At 72.6% G+C, this 17906-nt stretch carries 18 protein-coding genes; 10 read left to right on the top strand and 8 right to left on the bottom strand.

The genetic code is table 11. The features are described 5' to 3' along the window. Positions 1–136 precede the first annotated feature (136 nt). Positions 137–823, top strand: coding sequence for a response regulator transcription factor (locus ACFW01_RS03310; protein WP_384502268.1), 687 nt, complete (start codon positions 137–139; stop codon positions 821–823). Continuing rightward, positions 820–2235: a sensor histidine kinase gene (locus ACFW01_RS03305; protein WP_384502267.1), complete on the top strand. Its 1416-nt coding sequence runs from the start codon at positions 820–822 to the stop codon at positions 2233–2235. The genes ACFW01_RS03310 and ACFW01_RS03305 overlap by 4 nt, the downstream gene beginning before the upstream one ends. Here the strand turns inward: ACFW01_RS03305 and ACFW01_RS03300 are convergent. The 5 genes from ACFW01_RS03300 to iolC are packed head-to-tail and all read right to left on the bottom strand — an operon-like array spanning position 2225 to position 7699. Continuing rightward, entirely contained in the window at positions 2225–3010 is a 786-nt protein-coding gene (locus tag ACFW01_RS03300) for a GntR family transcriptional regulator (protein ID WP_234960439.1), read from the bottom strand. The two genes, ACFW01_RS03305 and ACFW01_RS03300, sit on opposite strands and share 11 nt — an antisense overlap. 32 nt (positions 3011–3042) lie before the next feature. Continuing rightward, a complete protein-coding gene (gene iolD, locus ACFW01_RS03295; RefSeq protein ID WP_384502266.1) occupies positions 3043–4917 on the bottom strand; it encodes a 3D-(3,5/4)-trihydroxycyclohexane-1,2-dione acylhydrolase (decyclizing) in 1875 nt (624 codons plus the stop codon). Beyond that, a complete protein-coding gene (gene iolB / locus ACFW01_RS03290) occupies positions 4914–5810 on the bottom strand; it encodes a 5-deoxy-glucuronate isomerase (RefSeq protein ID WP_384502265.1) in 897 nt (298 codons plus the stop codon). The genes iolD and iolB overlap by 4 nt, the downstream gene beginning before the upstream one ends. Before the next feature lie 25 nt (positions 5811–5835). Beyond that, the gene (locus tag ACFW01_RS03285; protein WP_234960445.1) at positions 5836–6723 is read right to left on the bottom strand and encodes a deoxyribose-phosphate aldolase; all 888 of its coding nucleotides are present in this window, start codon (positions 6721–6723) and stop codon (positions 5836–5838) included. Between the two features lie 13 nt (positions 6724–6736). Beyond that, entirely contained in the window at positions 6737–7699 is a 963-nt protein-coding gene (gene iolC, locus ACFW01_RS03280) for a 5-dehydro-2-deoxygluconokinase (RefSeq protein ID WP_384502264.1), read from the bottom strand. A gap of 234 nt (positions 7700–7933) precedes the next feature. Here iolC and ACFW01_RS03275 point away from each other — a divergent pair, with 234 nt between their 5' ends. The 5 genes from ACFW01_RS03275 (at position 7934) to ACFW01_RS03255 (ending at position 12440) form a co-directional block, all read left to right on the top strand. Beyond that, on the top strand, positions 7934–8956 hold the full coding sequence (locus ACFW01_RS03275; protein ID WP_234960449.1) for a sugar ABC transporter substrate-binding protein: 1023 nt from the start codon (positions 7934–7936) through the stop codon (positions 8954–8956). Beyond that, positions 8956–10032 (top strand): ABC transporter permease, encoded by a 1077-nt coding sequence (locus ACFW01_RS03270; protein ID WP_384502263.1) that lies wholly within the window; start codon positions 8956–8958, stop codon positions 10030–10032. Before ACFW01_RS03275 ends, ACFW01_RS03270 begins: the two co-directional genes overlap by 1 nt. A gap of 5 nt (positions 10033–10037) precedes the next feature. Further along, positions 10038–11009 (top strand): ATP-binding cassette domain-containing protein, encoded by a 972-nt coding sequence (locus ACFW01_RS03265; protein WP_384502262.1) that lies wholly within the window; start codon positions 10038–10040, stop codon positions 11007–11009. Between the two features lies 1 nt (position 11010). Next, positions 11011–11913 (top strand): sugar phosphate isomerase/epimerase family protein, encoded by a 903-nt coding sequence (locus ACFW01_RS03260; protein ID WP_384502261.1) that lies wholly within the window; start codon positions 11011–11013, stop codon positions 11911–11913. Positions 11914–12026: 113 nt separating this feature from the next. Then, positions 12027–12440, top strand: coding sequence for a VOC family protein (locus ACFW01_RS03255; protein WP_384502260.1), 414 nt, complete (start codon positions 12027–12029; stop codon positions 12438–12440). A 77-nt stretch (positions 12441–12517) separates the two neighbouring features. Here the strand turns inward: ACFW01_RS03255 and ACFW01_RS03250 are convergent, their stop codons facing one another. Next, positions 12518–13522 (bottom strand): Gfo/Idh/MocA family oxidoreductase, encoded by a 1005-nt coding sequence (locus tag ACFW01_RS03250; protein ID WP_384502259.1) that lies wholly within the window; start codon positions 13520–13522, stop codon positions 12518–12520. Positions 13523–13714: 192 nt separating this feature from the next. On the opposite strand from ACFW01_RS03250, the gene ACFW01_RS03245 reads away from it, so the two are divergent. Both ACFW01_RS03245 and ACFW01_RS03240 read left to right on the top strand, forming a co-directional pair. Next, complete coding sequence (locus ACFW01_RS03245) at positions 13715–14749, top strand: LacI family DNA-binding transcriptional regulator (RefSeq protein WP_384502258.1); 1035 nt, start codon at positions 13715–13717, stop codon at positions 14747–14749. A gap of 63 nt (positions 14750–14812) precedes the next feature. After that, positions 14813–15457 (top strand): TMEM175 family protein, encoded by a 645-nt coding sequence (locus tag ACFW01_RS03240; RefSeq protein ID WP_384502257.1) that lies wholly within the window; start codon positions 14813–14815, stop codon positions 15455–15457. On the opposite strand, the gene ACFW01_RS03235 is transcribed toward ACFW01_RS03240, so the two are convergent. Together ACFW01_RS03235 and ACFW01_RS03230 are read right to left on the bottom strand one after the other, a co-directional pair. Next, on the bottom strand, positions 15435–16598 hold the full coding sequence (locus ACFW01_RS03235) for a Gfo/Idh/MocA family protein (protein ID WP_384502256.1): 1164 nt from the start codon (positions 16596–16598) through the stop codon (positions 15435–15437). The genes ACFW01_RS03240 and ACFW01_RS03235 overlap by 23 nt on opposite strands. A gap of 107 nt (positions 16599–16705) precedes the next feature. Next, positions 16706–17059 (bottom strand): cupin domain-containing protein, encoded by a 354-nt coding sequence (locus tag ACFW01_RS03230; protein ID WP_161331824.1) that lies wholly within the window; start codon positions 17057–17059, stop codon positions 16706–16708. Between the two features lie 156 nt (positions 17060–17215). Here ACFW01_RS03230 and ACFW01_RS03225 point away from each other — a divergent pair, with 156 nt between their 5' ends. After that, positions 17216–17866, top strand: coding sequence for a GntR family transcriptional regulator (locus tag ACFW01_RS03225; protein ID WP_361367809.1), 651 nt, complete (start codon positions 17216–17218; stop codon positions 17864–17866). The last annotated feature ends 40 nt before the right edge of the window (positions 17867–17906 follow it).

Genomic DNA, 17906 nt, shown 5'->3' with positions numbered 1-17906 from the left:
CGGACAGCCGGGGCGGGGGACTGTGAGGTCCGGCGGGCGGCACGTGGGCCGGGCCGGAGGAGGATCCGAACATGGCCGCCACGGTCACAAGCCGGCCTAAGAAGGTTTTAAGACACTCCTTTGGCAGGCTGGGCGCGTGCTGAGAAGAATTCTGGTGGTCGACGACGAGCCCGAGGTGCGGGCCGCCGTCGAGGACGGCCTCACCGTCGAGGGCTACGCCGTGCGGGGCGCCGCCGACGGCCTCGCGGCCCTCTCCGAGGTCGCCGCCTGGCAGCCGGACGCCGTGGTCGTCGACGTGATGATGCCGGTACTGGACGGCCTGGCGTTCTGCCGCCGCCTGCGCGGTATCGGCGACCGGACCCCGGTGCTGGTGCTGACCGCGCTCGACTCGGTGAGCGAACGCGTCGACGGGCTGGACGCCGGCGCCGACGACTACCTGGTCAAGCCGTTCGCGCTGGACGAGCTGACCGCCCGGGTGCGGGCCCTGCTGCGCCGGGCGGACACCGGCGCCCAGGAGCCGGGCGACCTGCTGTCGTACGCCGACCTGGTGGTGGACCCGGACACCCGGACCGGACGGCGCGGCGAGCGGACCATCGAGTTCAGCCGGACCGAGTGCGCGCTCCTGGAGCAGCTGCTGCTCCACCCCGGACAGGTCCTCACCCGGGAGACCCTCTTCGAAAGGGTCTGGGGACACGACTTCGGCCCCGGCTCCAACTCGCTCGCCGTCTACGTCGGTTACCTGCGCCGCAAGCTGGAGGCGGAGGGCGAGCCGCGTCTCGTGCACACCGTGCACGGTGTCGGCTACCGCCTGGGCACGGCGTGAACCGCCCGTGGCGTCTCCTGCCGCGCCCGCGCCGGCTGCGGTCCCGGCTGGCGCTGGCGGCCTCGGCGGCCGTCGTCCTCGTCACCGTCGGCGTGTGCACGGCCGCGTTCTTCGTCCTGCGCTACAAGCTCTACCAGCAGGTCGACCAGAACCTCGCCCAGTCGGCCACCCTCGTCGCCCAGCAGAGCCGGGAGGACGGCCCGGCCGTGCACCGCGGCGAGTGCCGCTTCCTGGGCGCCCCCGCCTGCGCCCAGACGGTGCCACCCGATCCGGCCGACGACCCGGCCGAGCCGTACGTCCTGCCGGTGTCCCCTGCCGTCCGCCAGGTGGCGGCCGGCCGCCGTACGCCCTACTACCGGAACATCACCGCCGACGGGCATCCCGCGCGCATGCTGACCACCACGTTCGGCGACGGCACCGCCGTCCAGGTCGCGCTCCGTTCCGACGTGGCCGAGCGCGGCGTGCACCAGACCGCGTGGCTGCTGAGCGGCATCGGCGCGGCGGGCGTGGTCGTCGCCGGACTGCTCGGCTACGCCGTCTCCCGGACCGGCCTCGCCCCCGTCACCCGGCTCACGGCCACGGCGGAGCGGGTCGCCGCCACCCGCGACCCGCGCCACCGCATCGACCTGCCCGCCGGTCCGGGGTCCGGCCGGCACCGGGACGACGAGATCACCCGGCTCGCGACGACCTTCAACACGATGCTCGACGAGCTGGAGCGGTCGGTGACGGCGCAGCGGCGGCTGATCGCCGACGCCTCGCACGAGCTGCGCACCCCGCTGACCGCGCTGCGCACCAACGCCGAACTCCTCACTCGCGCCGACCGCCTGCCCGCCGGCCGGCGCGAGCGGGCGGCCGGCGCCCTGGTCCGGCAGCTGGAGGACGTCACCACCCTGGTGAACGACCTCATCGAGCTGGCCCGGGACGAGGAACCGCAGCCGCTCCTCGAACAGATCGACCTCGCCGCGCTCACCCGGCACGCCCTGACCCGCGCCCGCGAACGCTGGCCCGGCATCACCTTCACCCTGGACGTCACCGACCGCGCGGCCGGCCTGCCGCGCCCCGGCATCCCGGCCCGGCTGGCCCGGCTGCTCGGCAACCTGCTGGACAACGCGGCCAAGTTCAGCCCGCCCGGCGGCACGGTCGAGGTCGTCCTGACCGAACGGGAGCTGACCGTGCGCGATCACGGCCCCGGCATCGCCGACCACGATCTGCCGCACATCTTCGACCGCTTCTACCGGGCACCCTCCGCCCGCGCGCTGCCCGGTTCGGGCCTCGGACTGGCCATGGCCCGCCAGATCGCCCGCACCCACGGCGCCGAACTCACCGCCGAGCGCGCGCCCGGCGCGGGGGCGTTGTTCCGGCTCACCTTCCCAGGCCGGCCGAACCGGCCGGATCCGGGCGTCAGTTCCTGACCAGCAGCTGGAAGTCGAAGGCGTACCGGGACGCGCGGTAGACGTGCGTCCCGTACTCGACCGGGCGCCCGGTGTCGTCGTACGCGGTGCGCCGCATGGTCAGCAGTGCGGCGCCCTCCCGTTCTTCGAGGCGCTCGGCCTCCTCGCGGGTGGCGATGCGGGCGCCGACGGTCTGGCGTGCGCTGTGCAGGGTGATCCCGGACGCGCGCATCAGCCGGTACAGGCCGGTCGACTCCAGCCGGGTGTCGTCGAGTTCCAGCAGTCCCGCCGGAAGGTAGTTGCACAGCAGCGCCACCGGCCGGCCGTGGGTGAGGCGCAGCCGCTCCAGGACGGTGACCTCGTCGCCCTCCGCGACGCCGAGCGCCGCCGCCGCTTCGGCGGGGGCCGGGACGCCCTCGTTGCGCACCACCAGGGTGCCGGGCCCCTGCCCAGCCGCCTCCAGGTCGTCGTACAGGCTGCTCAGTTCCAGCGGGCGCTTGACCTGGCTGTGCACCACCTGGGTGCCGACGCCGCGCCGCCGGACCAGCAGGCCCTTGTCCACCAGGGACTGGATGGCCTGCCGGACCGTCGGCCGGGACAGGCCCAGCCGGACCGAGAGGTCGACCTCGTTGCCCAGCAGGTTCCCCGGCGCGAGGACGCCGTGCTCTATCGCCCCCTCCAGCTGCTGGGCCAGCTGGTAGTAGAGCGGCACGGGGCTGCTCCGGTCGAGGGCGAAGTCCAGGGTGCTCAGCGCGGGGGCGGTCACGGCAGGTGCGCGGTCGCCGGTCTTCGCCATGGACGTACCTCCGTTGCGTGGATGACGGGGGGTCAGAGGTGGTGGCGGCGGTCGGCGACCGCGTGCTCGTACCGCGCGCGGGCGTCGGTGACGGGCTCGCGGGCCGACACCTCGGCCACCGGCACGTCCCACCAGGCCTCGGCCGGGAGGGCGTCGCGGGCCGCGGCGGTCTCGACGTGGACGCAGGTCGGGCGGGTCGCCGCGCGGGCCGTCGACAGCGCCTCGCGCAGCTCCCGCACGGTCTTGGCGCGCAGCACGTCCATGCCGAGGCTGGCCGCGTTGGCCGCGAGGTCGACGGGGAGCGGGGCGCCGGTGAAGGTGCCGTCGGCGGCGCGGTGGCGGTAGTCGGTGCCGAACCGCTCGGCGCCCACCGACTCGGACAGGCCGCCGATCGAGGCGTAGCCGTGGTTCTGCACCAGGACCAGCTTGACCGGCAGGTTCTCCTGCACGGCGGTGACGATCTCGGTCGGGTTCATCAGGTACGTGCCGTCGCCCACCAGGGCCCACACCGCCGTGCCGGGCGCGGCCTGCTGGACGCCGAGCGCGGCCGGGATCTCGTAGCCCATGCAGGAGTAGCCGTACTCCAGGTGGTACTGGCGCGGCGAGCGGGACCGCCACAGCTTGTGCAGGTCGCCGGGGAGCGAACCGGCCGCGTTGATCACCACGTCCTCGTCGCCGACCACCGCGTCCAGCGCGCCCAGCACCTGCGTCTGGGTCGGCACGGCGCTGTCGTCGTCGGCCCGGAGGGCGGCCCGCACCTTCTCCTCCCAGCGGGTCCGGCCGGCCCGGTACTCGTCCTCGTACGACGACGGCACCCGGTGGCCGGAGAGCGCCTCGGTCAGCGCCGTGAGCCCGGCCCGCGCGTCGCAGACCAGGGTGCGGGCGGCGAGCTTGTGGGCGTCGAAGGCGGTGATGTTGAGGTTCAGGAAGCGGACGTCCGGGTCCTGGAAGAGGGTGCCGGAGGCCGTGGTGAAGTCCGAGTAGCGGGTGCCGACGCCGATCACCAGGTCGGCGGTGCGGGCCAGGTCGTCGGCGACGGCGGTGCCGGTGTGGCCGATGCCGCCGAGGTCGGCCGGGTGGTCGTGGCGCAGGGCGCCCTTGCCGGCCTGGGTGGAGGCGACCGGGATACCGGTGGCGTCGGTCAGCGCCTTCAGCGCCGCCTCGGCCTCGCTGTGGTGGACGCCGCCGCCCGCGACGATCAGCGGGCGCCGGGCGGCGCGGAGCACCTGGACCGCCTCGGTCAGCTCCTCGGGGTCGGGTGCCGGCCGCCGCACCCGCCAGACGCGGTCGGCGAAGAACTCCTCCGGCCAGTCGAACGCCTCCGCCTGCACGTCCTGCGGCAGCGCGAGGGTGACCGCGCCGGTCTCGGCCGGGTCGGCGAGCACGCGCATCGCCCGGAGCGCGGAGGCGAGCAGCGCCTCGGGGCGGGCGATCCGGTCGAAGTAGCGGGAGACGGGGCGCAGGGCGTCGTTGACCGACACGTCGGCCTCGACCGGGTGCTCCAGCTGCTGGAGCAGCGGGCCCGCGGCGTGCGAGGCGAAGTAGTCGCCGGGCAGGAGCAGGACCGGCAGGCGGTTGACCGTCGCCAGGGCCGCGCCGGTGACCAGGTTGGTGGCGCCGGGGCCGATGGACGTCGTCACCGCCTGTGCGGAGAGGCGGTTGAGCTGCCGGGCGTACCCGACGGCGGCGTGCACCATGGCCTGTTCGTTGCGCCCCTGGTGGAACGGCATCACGTCGCCGTACTCGACGAGGGCCTGGCCGACGCCGGCCACGTTGCCGTGGCCGAAGATGCCCCAGGTACCGGCGATCAGGCGGTGGCGTACGCCGTCGCGTTCGGTGTACTGCGCGGCCAGGAAGCGCACCAGGGCCTGGGCAGTGGTCAGTCGGCGGGTGCCGGTGGCGCTCATGCGGACCTCTCCGGTGCGGTGTACAGGGGGAGTCGGGGGTCGACGGCCTGGTCCGGCCAGGTGTCGCGGATCCAGGCGTGCTCGGGGTGGTCGCAGATCAGCCAGGCGCGTTCGGCCTCCGGGCCCGCCATGACGTTCAGGTAGTACATGTGGTGGCCCGGGACGGCCATCGACGGTCCGTGCCAGCCGTCGGGGATGAGGACCACGTCGCCGTCGCGCACCTCGGCCAGCACGTCCGTGCCCCGGCCCTGCCCCGACGGGGAGACCCGCTGGTAGCCGAGGCCGGGGGCGCCGTCGTGATCTCCGAACTCGAAGTAGTAGATCTCCTCCAGCACCGACTCCTCGCCGGGCCGGTGCTCGTCGTGCTTGTGCGGCGGGAAGGACGACCAGTTGCCGCCCGGGGTGAGCACCTCGACCGCGATCAGCTTGTCGCACTCGAAGACCCCCGCCGCACCGAAGTTGTTGACCTGCCGCGAGCAGTTCCCGGTGCCGCGCAGCTCCACCGGCACCGAGGACGCCGGGCCGTACCGGGCGGGCAGGCGGCGGGTGCAGCGGGCACCGGTGAGGGCGAAGCGGCCGCCGCCTGCCGAGGTCACGGTCGTACGCGCGTCGCGCGGCACGTACGCGAAGTCGCTGACGCCGCTGAACACGCTCGAACGGCCGGTGAGTTCGAAGGTGTCCTGGCCGAAGTCGTCGGCGGTGGCGACGGTGCAGCCGCCGCTCAGCGGCAGGACGATCCACTCGCTCTCGCCGCTGTCGAAGGTGTGGCTGCCGCCGGGCGGCAGGTTCAGGACCCGCAGGCCGGCGTAGCCCCAGCCGGCGCTCTCGGGCGTCACGTCCACGGCGTACGGGCCGTCCGCCGCCGCCTTGCCCGCTGGAAGGTGATACGTCATCGCCTACTCCTTGGCCTCTCCTCGGTCACAGCAGTCCGACGGCCGTGTCCACCGCCTGTTCGACGCTGCCCTCGGCCGGGTAGAGCAGCGAGCGGCCGACGACCATGCCCTGCACGGTGGGCAGCCTGAGCGCCTTGCGCCAGCGCTCGTAGGCCGCCGTCTGGTCGGCGGGCGAGCCGCCTATGTCGCCGCCGAGCAGTACGGCGGGCAGCGTGGAGGTCTCCAGGACCTCGCCCATGTCCTCCGGGTCGTCGGTGACGGGCAGTTTCAGCCACGTGTAGGCCGACGTGCCGCCGAGGCCGGAGGCGATGGCGACGGAGCGGGTGACGGCCTCGGCGGACAGGTCGTTGCGCACCCGGCCGTCGACCCGCCGGGAGATGAACGGCTCCACGAACAGCGGCAGTCCGCGCTCCGCCATGGCGTCCACGGCGCGGGCGGCGGCCTCCATCGTGGCCAGCGAGCCCGGGTCGTCGTAGTCGACGCGCAGCAGCAGCTTCCCCGCGTCGAAGCGCAGCCGGGCGAGGTCCTCGGCGCGGTGACCGGTGAAGCGGTCGTCCATCTCGAAGGCGGCGCCCGCGAGGCCCCCGCGGTTCATCGACCCCATGACGACCTTGTTCTCCAGCACCCCGAGCAGCAGCAGGTCGTCCAGCACGTCGGCGGTGGCGAGCACGCCGTCGACGCCCGGCCGGGACAGCGCGGTGCACAGGCGCTCCAGCAGGTCGGCCCGGTTGGCCATGGCGAGCCGGCGGTCGCCGACGCCGAGCGAGCCGCGGGCCGGATGGTCGGCCGCCACGATCATCAGCCGGCCGGAGTCGCCGATCAGCGGCCGGCGGGTCCGGCGCGCCGCGGCCTCGGCGACCGCCTCCGGACGCCGGGCTCTGACCGCGGTGAGGTCGGGGATGCTGAGGGACAAGGGGTTGCTCCGTTCAGGGAGTGGCTCGCGCGAGGAGGTCGTCGACCTCGGCCCCGGTGGGCATCGCGGAGGAGCAGGCGAGTCGGGAGGCGACGAGGGCGCCGGCCGCGTTGGCGTACCGCATGATCCGCTCCAGCTCCCAGCCGGAGAGGAGACCGTGGCAGAGGGCGCCGCCGAACGCGTCGCCCGCGCCGAGGCCGTTGACCACCTCGACCGGCACCGGCTCCACCTCGGCGCTGCGGCCGTCGCGGTGCACGGCCAGGACGCCCTTCGGCCCCTGCTTGACGACGGCCAGCTCCACACCGGCGGCCAGCAGCGCCTCGGCGCAGGCCCGCGGTTCGCGGACGCCGGTGGCGATCTCGCACTCGTCCAGGTTGCCGACCGCGACGGTCGCGTGCCGCAGCGCCTCGGCGTAGTACGGGCGGGCCTGGTCGGGGTCGGCCCAGAACATCGGCCGCCAGTCGAGGTCGAAGACGGTGGTGCCCGACTTGGCACGGTGGGCGAGCGCGGCCAGGGTCGCCGCGCGGCTCGGCTCCTCGCTCAGCCCCGTCCCGGTGATCCAGAAGATGCGGGCGGCGCGGATGGCGTCCAGGTCCAGCTCCTCCGGGTGGATCTCCAGGTCGGGGGCCTTGGGGCGGCGGTAGAAGTACAGGGGGAAGTCGTCCGGCGGGAAGATCTCGCAGAACGTCACCGGCGTCGGGCAGGCGGCCACCGGGGTCACCCAGCGGTCGTCGACGCCGAACTCCTGGAGCGCGCGGTGCAGATAGCCGCCGAACGGGTCGTCCCCGGTCCGGGTGATGACGGCCGTGGCGCGGCCGAGGCGGGCGGCGGCGACCGCCACGTTCGAGGCCGAGCCGCCGAGAAACTTGCCGAACGTCTCAACCTCAGCCAGGGGTACGCCCGTCTGCAAGGGATAGAGATCGACCCCGATGCGGCCCATCGTGATCAGATCGAAACGCGGGACTGACTCGGCCATGTGCGACGCTCCTCGGGCTGGGCGGGGGCCTGCCGCCTCCCAGGTGTATGACTCCTGGACGACGCTGTCAATAGTTTGTACTTACATTCGGACCTGTGAGTGAAATGATGTCTTGACAAAGTATTGACAGCGGGCGCCCCAAGGACTTGTATCCGGTCCCAGCGCCACAGCCGTTCTTCTCCGGTCCGGCACACGGCTTCCCGTCGCACAGTCGCACAGTGAGGTGCAGGAAAGATGGACCGCTCTTCGCACGCCCGCTCCCGCAGATTCGCTCCTGCCGTGGCCCTCGCCGCCGCCGCGGCCCTGACCCTCGCCGGCTGCTCCAGCGGCTCGGGCGGGAAGGAGGCCGACGAGGAGGGGGACTCGGGCGCCTCCGCGGGCAAGGCGAACACCCCCCGCATGACCGTCGCCCTGGTGACCCATCAGGCGCCCGGCGACACCTTCTGGGACATCGTCCGCAAGGGCGCCGAGGCCGCGGCCGCCAAGGACAACGTCAAGCTCGTGTACTCCGCCGACCCGAACGCGGGCAACCAGGCCAACCTGGTGCAGAACGCGATCGACCAGAAGGTCGACGGCATCGCCGTCACCCTCGCCAAGCCGGACGCCCTGAAGAGCGTCCTCGGCAAGGCGGAGAAGGCCGGCATACCCGTCGTCGGGCTCAACTCCGGTCTCGCGGACTGGAAGAAGCTCGGCCTGATGGAGTTCTTCGGCCAGGACGAGAGCGTGGCCGGTGAGGCGCTCGGCAAGCGGCTCAACGAGGACGGCGCGAAGAACGCCGTCTGTGTGATCCACGAGCAGGGCAACGTCGGCCTGACCCAGCGCTGCGAGGGCGTGAAGAAGACCTTCGAGGGGTCGATCGAGAACCTCTACGTCAACGGCACCGACATGCCCTCGGTGAAGTCGACCGTCACCGCCAAGCTCAAGCAGGACGGCGACATCGACCACCTCGTCACGCTCGGCGCCCCCTTCGCCATGACGGCCGTGCAGGCCGTGGACGAGTCCGGCAGCGAGGCCAAGGTCGCCACCTTCGACCTCAACAAGGAGCTGACCGGCGCCATCGAGAAGGGCGACATCGAGTTCGCCGTCGACCAGCAGCCCTACCTCCAGGGCTATCTGGCCGTCGACGGACTGTGGCTCTACAAGAACAACGGCAACTACAGCGGCGGCGGTGAGCAGCCGGTGCTGACCGGCCCGGCCTTCGTCGACGAGTCCAACGTGAAGGCCGTCGCCGAGTTCGCCTCGAAGGGCACCCGGTGATGAGCATGGCCCAACAGGCTGAGCCGGCGGTGGCCCCACCGCCGGCCCCCGGCCCCAAGGAGGCCGACGGGCGCACCCGCGAGCGCTCGATGGCGTTGCGGGTGCTCGCCCGGCCCGAGGTCGGGGTCTTCCTCGGCGCCCTGGCCGTGTTCGTCTTCTTCCTGATCGCCGCCCCCTCGATCCGCGACGGCGGCTCCATGGCGACGGTCCTCTACCAGTCGTCCACCATCGGCCTCATGGCGCTGCCGGTGGCCCTGCTGATGATCGGCGGCGAGTTCGACCTGTCGGCCGGTGTCGCCGTGGTCGCCTCCTCGCTCACCGCGGGCATGCTCAGCTACCAGCTGACCGTGAACGTGTGGACGGGCGTGATCGTGGCCCTCGTCTTCTCCCTGGCCGTCGGCGCGTTCAACGGCTGGGTGCTGATGAAGACCGGCCTGCCGAGCTTCCTCGTGACGCTGGCCACCTTCCTCATCCTCCAGGGCGTCAACCTCGCCGTCACCAAACTCGTCACCGGCAACGTTGCCACCGACGACATCAGCGACATGGACGGCTTCGACCAGGCCAAGGCCGTCTTCGCCTCGTCCTTCGACATCGGCGGCGTCGAGGTGAAGATCACCGTCGTCTACTGGCTGGCCTTCGCCGCCCTGGCCACCTGGGTGCTGCTCCGCACCAAGTACGGCAACTGGATCTTCGCGGTCGGCGGCAGCCAGGACTCCGCCCGCGCGGTCGGCGTGCCCGTCACCTTCACCAAGATCACGCTGTTCATGCTGGTCGGCTTCGGCGCCTGGTTCGTCGGCATGCACCAGCTGTTCTCCTTCAACACCGTGCAGTCCGGCGAGGGCGTCGGCCAGGAGCTGATCTACATCGCCGCGGCCGTGATCGGCGGCTGTCTGCTCACCGGCGGCTACGGTTCCGCCATCGGCCCGGTCTTCGGCGCCTTCATGTTCGGCATGGTGAACCAGGGCATCGTCTTCGCCGGCTGGAACCCCGACTGGTTCAAGGCCTTCCTCGGCGTGATGCTGCTCGGCGCCGTCCTGATCAACCTGTACGTCCGCCGCGCGGCGACCCGGAGGTGACGGAAATGACCACCAAGACCCCCGGCACCCACGGTGCCGTCCGCACGGACCCCGCACCCGGGCGGGACGGCCCGATCGTCGAACTGCGCGGCACGGGCAAGGCGTACGGGAACATCCGCGCCCTGCACGGCGTCGACCTCGCCGTCCACCCCGGCCGGGTGACCTGCGTGCTCGGCGACAACGGCGCGGGCAAGTCCACCCTCATCAAGATCATCTCCGGGCTGCACCAGCACACCGAGGGCGAGTTTCTCGTCGACGGCGAGCCGGTGCGCTTCACGACCCCGCGCGACGCCCTCGCGCGCGGCATCGCCACCGTCTACCAGGACCTCGCCACCGTCCCGCTGATGCCGGTGTGGCGGAACTTCTTCCTCGGCTCCGAGATGACCAGGGGCCCCTGGCCCGTGCGCCGCCTCGACATCGCCCGCATGAAGCGGACCGCCGACGAGGAACTGCGCAACATGGGCATCGTCCTGGACGACCTGGAACAGCCCATCGGCACCCTCTCCGGCGGCCAGCGCCAGAGCGTCGCCATCGCCCGCGCCGTCTACTTCGGCGCCCGCGTCCTCATCCTCGACGAGCCCACCGCCGCCCTCGGCGTCAAGCAGTCCGGCGTGGTCCTCAAGTACATCGCCGCCGCCCGCGACCGCGGCCTCGGCGTCATCTTCATCACCCACAATCCCCACCACGCCTACATGGTCGGCGACCACTTCAGCGTGCTGCGCCTGGGCACCCTCGAACTCAGCGCCGACCGCGCGGGCACCACCCTCGAACAGCTCACCAACCACATGGCGGGCGGCGCCGAACTGGCCGCCCTCAAGCACGAGCTGGCCCAGGTCGGCGGGGTGGACGTGGAGGCGCTGCCGGACGCGGAGCCGGAGGAGGGGGAACCGAAGGAGGAGAAGCAGCCGCAGGACACGGTGGTGGGGGACACGCCGCCCGTCACCGACGCACCGCACACCGTCGAAGGGAAGACCTGACATGCCCGCTGCCCTGGACCGCATCCGCGTCGGCTCGGCACCCGACTCCTGGGGCGTCTGGTTCCCCGACGACCCCCAGCAGGTGCCCTGGGAACGCTTCCTGGACGAGGTCACTCAGGCCGGGTACGACTGGATCGAGCTGGGCCCCTACGGCTACCTCCCCACCGACCCGGCCCGGCTCACCGACGAGGTGAGCCGGCGCGGGCTCAAGGTCTCCGCGGGCACCATCTTCTGCGGGCTGCACCGCGGCCCCTCCGAGTGGGACGCCACCTGGGAACAGGTCGGCCGCGTCGCCGCCCTGACGCGGGCCATGGACGCCGAGCACCTGGTCGTCATCCCGTCCTTCTGGCGCGACGACAAGACCGCCGAGATCGTGGAGCCGCCGGAGCTGACCGGCGAGCAGTGGACCCACCTGACCCAGGGCATGGAACGCCTCGCCCGCGAGGTGCGCGACACCTACGGCCTGGACATCGTCGTCCACCCGCACGCCGACACCCACATCGACACCGAGGAGCACGTCGAGCGCTTCCTCGACGCCACCGACTCCGGCCTGGTCAACCTCTGCCTGGACACCGGCCACTACGCCTACTGCGGCGGCGACAGCGTCAAGCTGATCGAGACCTACGGCGAACGCATCGGCTACCTGCACCTCAAGCAGGTCGATCCGGAGATCCTCGCCGAGGTGCGGGCGGGCGGCGTGCCCTTCGGGCCGGCCGTACAGCGCGGCGTGATGTGCGAACCGCCGGCCGGTGTGCCGGAGCTGGGCCCGGTGCTCACCGCCGCCCAGAAACTGGACGTGGACCTGTTCGCCATCGTCGAGCAGGACATGTACCCCTGCGAGCCCGACAAGCCGCTGCCCATCGCCGTGCGCACCCGGAAGTTCCTGCGCTCCTGCGGCGCCTGAGGCCGGCCGCGCCGGCGGGCGGGTCCCGCCGGTGCGCCGCCCGGCGGGCCGTTGCCGGTGGTGCGCGCTAGCGTGCGCAGCACCGGCACTTTCGTCCCGACCCCGGAGGCGTCATGACCTCGCGACTCAACCCCTACCTCAGCTTCGACGGCGACGCCCGGCAGGCCATGGAGTTCTACGAGCAGGTGTTCGGCGGCACCCTGGCGCTGAACACCTTCGGCTCGGCCGGCATGCCCGACCCCGCCTACACCGACAAGATCATGCACGCCATGCTGGAGACCCCGAGCGGCTTCACCCTGATGGGTGCCGACACCCCACCCGGGATGGACCACACGCCGGGGACCAACTTCTCGGTGAGCCTCAGCGGCGACGACGCGGCCGAGCTGCGCGGCTACTGGGAGAAGCTGTCCGCCGGCGGGTCCGTCGCCGTGCCGCTGGAGAAGCAGATGTGGGGCGACGTCTTCGGCATGTGCACCGACCGGTTCGGCATCCCCTGGATGGTGAACATCAGCGAGCCGGCGGGCTGACCCCGCCGGCTCGTCGATCCCTCGCCCCGTCGTCCCGTCGTCCCGTCGTCTCGTCGTCCCACCGGGCCCGTCCGGGGTCAGCCCCGCCGCACCTCCGCGATCGTCACCGGGCGGTGCTCGTGCAGCGACAGGGTGCACGCCTCGGCGATCCAGCCCGCCTCCAGCGCGTCCTCGATCGTGCAGGGCGAGGGCCGCCCGCCCGCGACGACCTCGGTGAACGCGCCGAGTTCGGCGCGGTAGGCGGCGGTGAACCGGTCCATGAAGAAGTCGTGCGGCGTGCCCGCCGGGAAGGTCACGCCGGGCTCGACCGAGCGCAGCGGCAGCCTGTCCTCCAGACCGACGGCGATGGAGTCGGCGAAGCCGTGGAGCTCCATGCGGACGTCGTGACCACGCGCGTTGTGACGGCTGTTGGAGACCACGGCGATCGTGCCGTCGTCCAGGGTGAGGAGCGCGCCGGTGGTGTCGGCGTCACCCGCCTCCCTGATGTACTCGGCACCCCGGTTGCCGCCGACCGCGTACACCTCGGTCACCTCGCGGCCGGTCACCCAGCGGATGATGTCGAAGTCGTGCACCGAGCAGTCCCGGAAGATGCCACCGGAGGCGGCGACGTACGCGGCGGGCGGCGGCGCCGGGTCCAGCGTGGTCGACCGCACCGTGTGCAGCCTGCCCAGCTCGCCCCCCAGCACCGCCTCCCGTGCGGCGGTGAACCCGGCGTCGAAGCGCCGGTTGAAGCCGATCTGCACCGGCACGTCGCGGCCCGCGACCGCCTTGAGCACGTCGACGCCCTCCGCCATGGTCCGGGCGACGGGCTTCTCGCAGAAGACCGGTACGCCGGCCTCGACGGCGGCCACGATCAGCTCGGGGTGGGCGTCGGTCGCCGCGGCGACCACCACACCGTCCACGCCGGCGGCCAGCAGCGCCTGGGGCGAGGGGGCGACCTCGGCGCCGAACCGGTCGGCGGCGGCCCGCGCGGCGTCCGCGAACGGGTCGGCGACGACCAGCGAGTCGACGGCGTCGAGTCCGGAGAGGGTCTCGGCGTGGAAGGCACCGATGCGGCCGAGGCCGAGGATTCCGATACGCATGTTCTTTCGCTGCTCCTTGTGCGTGGTTGCCGTGGCCGGTTGCCACCGCGGACGACGCCGTCCTTTCGCTGACAGGGGCGGCACGGTGCTGTCATTCTTGTCCTGACAAACAGCGCGAACAACCAGCAGCGAGCCATCAAAAACCCCTCAAGGCGCCCGCGCGGGACTGAGCGGGTCACGGAGGAGCCGGGCATGGGCCATCCCTTCCCGATCAGGGAGATCGCACGTCAGGCGGGGCTGAGCGAGGCCACGGTCGACCGGGTGCTCAACGGCCGAGGCGGGGTGCGTGAGTCCACTGCGGACGAGGTGCGCCGGGCCATCGCCGACCTGGACCGGCAGCGCACCCAGGTCCGGCTGGTCGGCCGCACCTTCATGATCGACATAGTGATGCAGTCCCCGGAGCGCTTCTCGACCGCCGTGCGCGCCGCGCTGGAGGCCGAACTGCCCTCCCTGCACCCCGCCGTCGTGCGCTCGCGCTTCCACTTCCGTGAGACCGGCCCGGCCGGCGGGCTGACCGCGACCCTGGACCGGATCGCCCGGCGCGGCTCGCAGGGAGTGATCCTCAAGGCACCGGACGTCCCCGAGGTCGCCGCCGCGGTGGGCCGCCTGACCGCGGCGGGCGTGCCCGTCGTGACCCTGGTGACGGACCTGCCCGCCGCCGCCCGGCTCGGCTACGTGGGCATCGACAACCGGGCGGCGGGCGCGACCGCCGCCCATCTGACGGGCCAGTGGCTCGGCGACCGTCCCGGCAACGTCCTCACCAGCCTCAGCAGCGGCTTCTTCCGCAACGAGGAGGAGCGCGAGATGGGCTTCCGCGCCGTCATGCGCGCCCGGCACCCGGAGCGCGCCCTCGTGGAGATCGCCGGGGGCCAGGGACTGGACGCCACCCAGTACGACCTGGTCCGGGCCGCGCTGGAACGCGATCCGGAGATCCGCGCGGTCTACTCGATCGGCGGCGGCAACATCGCCACGCTGCGGGCCTTCGCCGACCTGGGCCGCACCTGCGCGGTGTTCGTCGCCCACGACCTCGACCAGGACAACACCCGCCTGCTGCGCGAGCACCGCCTGTCCGCCGTACTCCACCACGACCTGCGGCAGGACCTGCGGGAGGCCTGCCGCACGGTGATGCGGGCCCACGGCGCACTGCCGCCCGCGGGCCCGTCCCTGCCCTCCGCGATCCAGGTGGTCACCCCCTACAACATGCCGCCCGGCGCCGCGGCCGTGTGACGTCGCGTGGCGTCCCGGGCGTGTGACGCCGCCCCGCGTGGTGCCGCTCCTACCGTCGGGGGCATGTGGAAATCGACTCCGGCCGGCGGTCCCGAGCGGGTGGTGGCGCTGGCCGACGGCGTCTTCGCGATCGCCATCACCCTGCTCGTCCTCGACTTCTCCATGCCCCGCGGCCTCGACCCGGCGGCGTACCGCGACGAACTGCGGGACTTGGTGCCCAACCTGGGGGCGTACGCGCTGAGCGTCGTCGTGCTCGGTGTCTTCTGGCGCGACCACCGCCGCATCTTCCGCTTCGTCGAGCGGGTCGACGGCCAGGTGATCACCCTGTCGCTGCTCGGCCTCGGCGTCGCCGCCCTCGTGCCCTTCCCCACCACGCTCATCTCCGAGTACGGCGACGAGCCGGCCTCCGTCGCCGTCTACGCGGCGGCGGTGGCCGCCTTGGGCGCCTCGCACCTCGCTCTGGTCGCGCTGCTGGCCGCCCGGCCCTGGCTGCGCGGCGACACCGTCCCCGAGGAGGGCTTCCTGATCTACGGCCTGGATCTCGCCGCGTCGGTCGTGGTGTTCGCGCTCAGCGTCCCGCTCGCCCTCGCGATCGGCCCCGCGGCCATGTGGGGCTGGCTCGTCCTGCCCCCGGTGAAGGTCGTGATCGGCAGGTGGGCGGTGCGGGCGCGTCGCCCGCCCGCGGTCAGGCGGGAACCTCGGGGGTGACCCAGCCGCCGCTCAGCGCCGACCGCGCCATCGCCTCCAGTACGGCGGCGCTGTGCACGGCGTCCGGCAGGCCCGCGCCGTGCGGCACGCCCTCCGCGACCGAGCGCAGGAAGCGGTACGCCTCCACCACCTTGAGGTCGTCGTAGCCCATGGCGTTCGCGGCACCCGGCTGGAAGGCGGCGAACTCGCCGTGCCCGGGGCCGACGTACACCGTGGAGACCGGCTGGTCCTGGTACCCCGTGCCCCGGCTGACGCCCAGCTCGTTCATGCGGCGGAAGTCCCAGAACACCGCGCCCGTGGTGCCGTGCACCTCGAAGCCGTAGTTGTTCTGCTCCCCGACCGAGACCCGGCAGGCCTCCAGGACACCGCGGGCGCCGGACGCGAAGCGCAGCAGGCAGTTGACGTAGTCCTCGTTCTCGACCGGCCCCAGCTCGCCGCCCGCGGCCCGTGAGTGACCCGCCGTCGCGGCGGTGGGCCGGGCCCGCTCGGGCAGGAAGATCGCCGTGTCGGCGGTCAGGGACGCGATGTCGCCGAGCAGGAAACGGGCCAGGTCGGCGCCGTGCGAGGCCAGGTCGCCGAGCACCCCGCTGCCGCCGCGCGCACGCTCGTAGCGCCAGGTGAGCGCGGACTCGGGATGGGCGGCGTAGTCGCTGAAGAGGCGGATGCGGACGTGCGTGACGGTGCCGATCCCGCCGGTGGCGATCAGGTCGCGGGCTGCCTCCACGGCGGGCGCGTTGCGGTAGTTGAAGCCGACCGCGCCCTGGACACCCGCCGCGGCGACCGCGTCCGCGACCGCGCGGGCGTCGCCGGTGGTCAGGCCGACCGGCTTCTCGATCCAGATGTGCTTGCCGGCCTCCGCCATCGCCACGGCGATCTCGCGGTGCAGGAAGTTCGGCGCGGTGATGCTGACCGCGCCCACGCGCGGGTCGGCGGCCACCTCCCGCCAGTCACGGGTCGTCGAGGCGAACCCGAACTGCTCGGCGGCCTCCTCGGCCCGCCCCGGCACCTCCTCCGCGACCGTCACCAGCTCCGGCCGCAGGGCGAGCCGTGGGTAGTGGTGCCGGACCCGGGCGTACGCCTGGGTGTGCACCCGGCCCATCCAGCCGAAACCGACGACGGCGACCCCGAGTGCGTCGACCATGAGAGCCCCTCTTCGGACCTGTCCGTGATCTGTCCAGGCCACCCTGGGCGGGCGTCGGCATCATGTCAACCTTTTGACAGGACAAAGCTCCGGGCAACGGCTGGACCTCACGAGCCGCCGAGGTTGATCGCGTACGCCTTGCGCAGCGTCTCGTGCACCGTCCACGTCGTACGGTCGCCCTCGCGCAGCACGGCCAGGTCCCCGGGCCCGACCCGCAGCGTCGGGCCGCCCGCGACCTCGATGGTGGCCGAGCCGCTGAGCACGACGAACAGCTCGTCCGCCTCGGTGTCGGTGACCACGCCCGGCGTGATCTGCCAGATGCCCCGCACCTGCCTGCCGTCCGCCGACTCCCAGACCACCTTGCCCGTCACCTCCGGGGCGCCGGAGACGATCTGGTCGGGGGAGAGCGGCTCGGGTTCGAGTTCCGCGTCGGGCACATGGACGACGAAGCTGTGGGTCATGCCGCGACGCTAGCCGGGGCGCACGGCGGCGCGGGGGAGACAGGGTGTGCGGAAACCGGCCGGGTGCTACGACACTCCGTAAACGCCAACAAAATCGTTGACAATCTTGTCTGGCTAGATTTACGTTCGACAGGCACTCACTCAGGGAGGGCGACCATGCCGAACCAAGCCCGTCCGGGCACCGGGGAGCAGGCCAAACAGCTTGCGCTCGGCCAGCTGCGGCAGGCGATCCTGCGCGGCGACATGGCACCCGCGCAGCGGCTGGTGGAGAACGAACTCGCCGAGCAGTTCGGCGTGACCCGGGCCAGTATCCGGGCCGCGCTGATCGACCTGGAGGCCCAGGGGCTCGTCGAGCGCATCCGCAACCGCGGTTCACGCGTACGGGTGGTGACCGTGGAGGAGGCGGTCGCCATCACCGAATGCCGCCTGGTCCTCGAAGGGCTCTGCGCGGCCAAGGCCGCCGCGGCCGTCGACGACGGGCAACTCGCCCAGCTGAAGGAGCTGGGTTCGGCGATGCGCAAGGCCGTGGCCGCGGGCGAACCGCTGACCTACTCGGACCTCAACCACGAACTCCACGCCAGGATCCGGGAGTTCTCCGGCCAGCACACGGCCGTGGAACTGCTGGAACGGCTCAACGCCCAACTGGTGCGCCACCGCTTCCAGCTGGCACTGCGCCCCGGGCGTCCACAGCAATCCCTGAACGAGCACCTGGCCATGATCGAGGCGATCGAGGCCAGGGACCCCCAGGCCGCCGAGGCGGCCGTCCGGGCCCACCTCACCAGTGTGATCGAGGCGCTGCGCGACTGACGCACACACGAGGCGGGCGCCTCTGTCCAGCAAGGAGACC

The sequence above is a fragment of the Streptomyces sp. NPDC058985 genome, assembly GCF_042740985.1.
GTDB lineage: Bacteria > Actinomycetota > Actinomycetes > Streptomycetales > Streptomycetaceae > Streptomyces.
The sequence above is the reverse complement of the archived record's forward strand: the minus strand, read 5'-3'. Positions and strand labels throughout refer to the sequence as shown.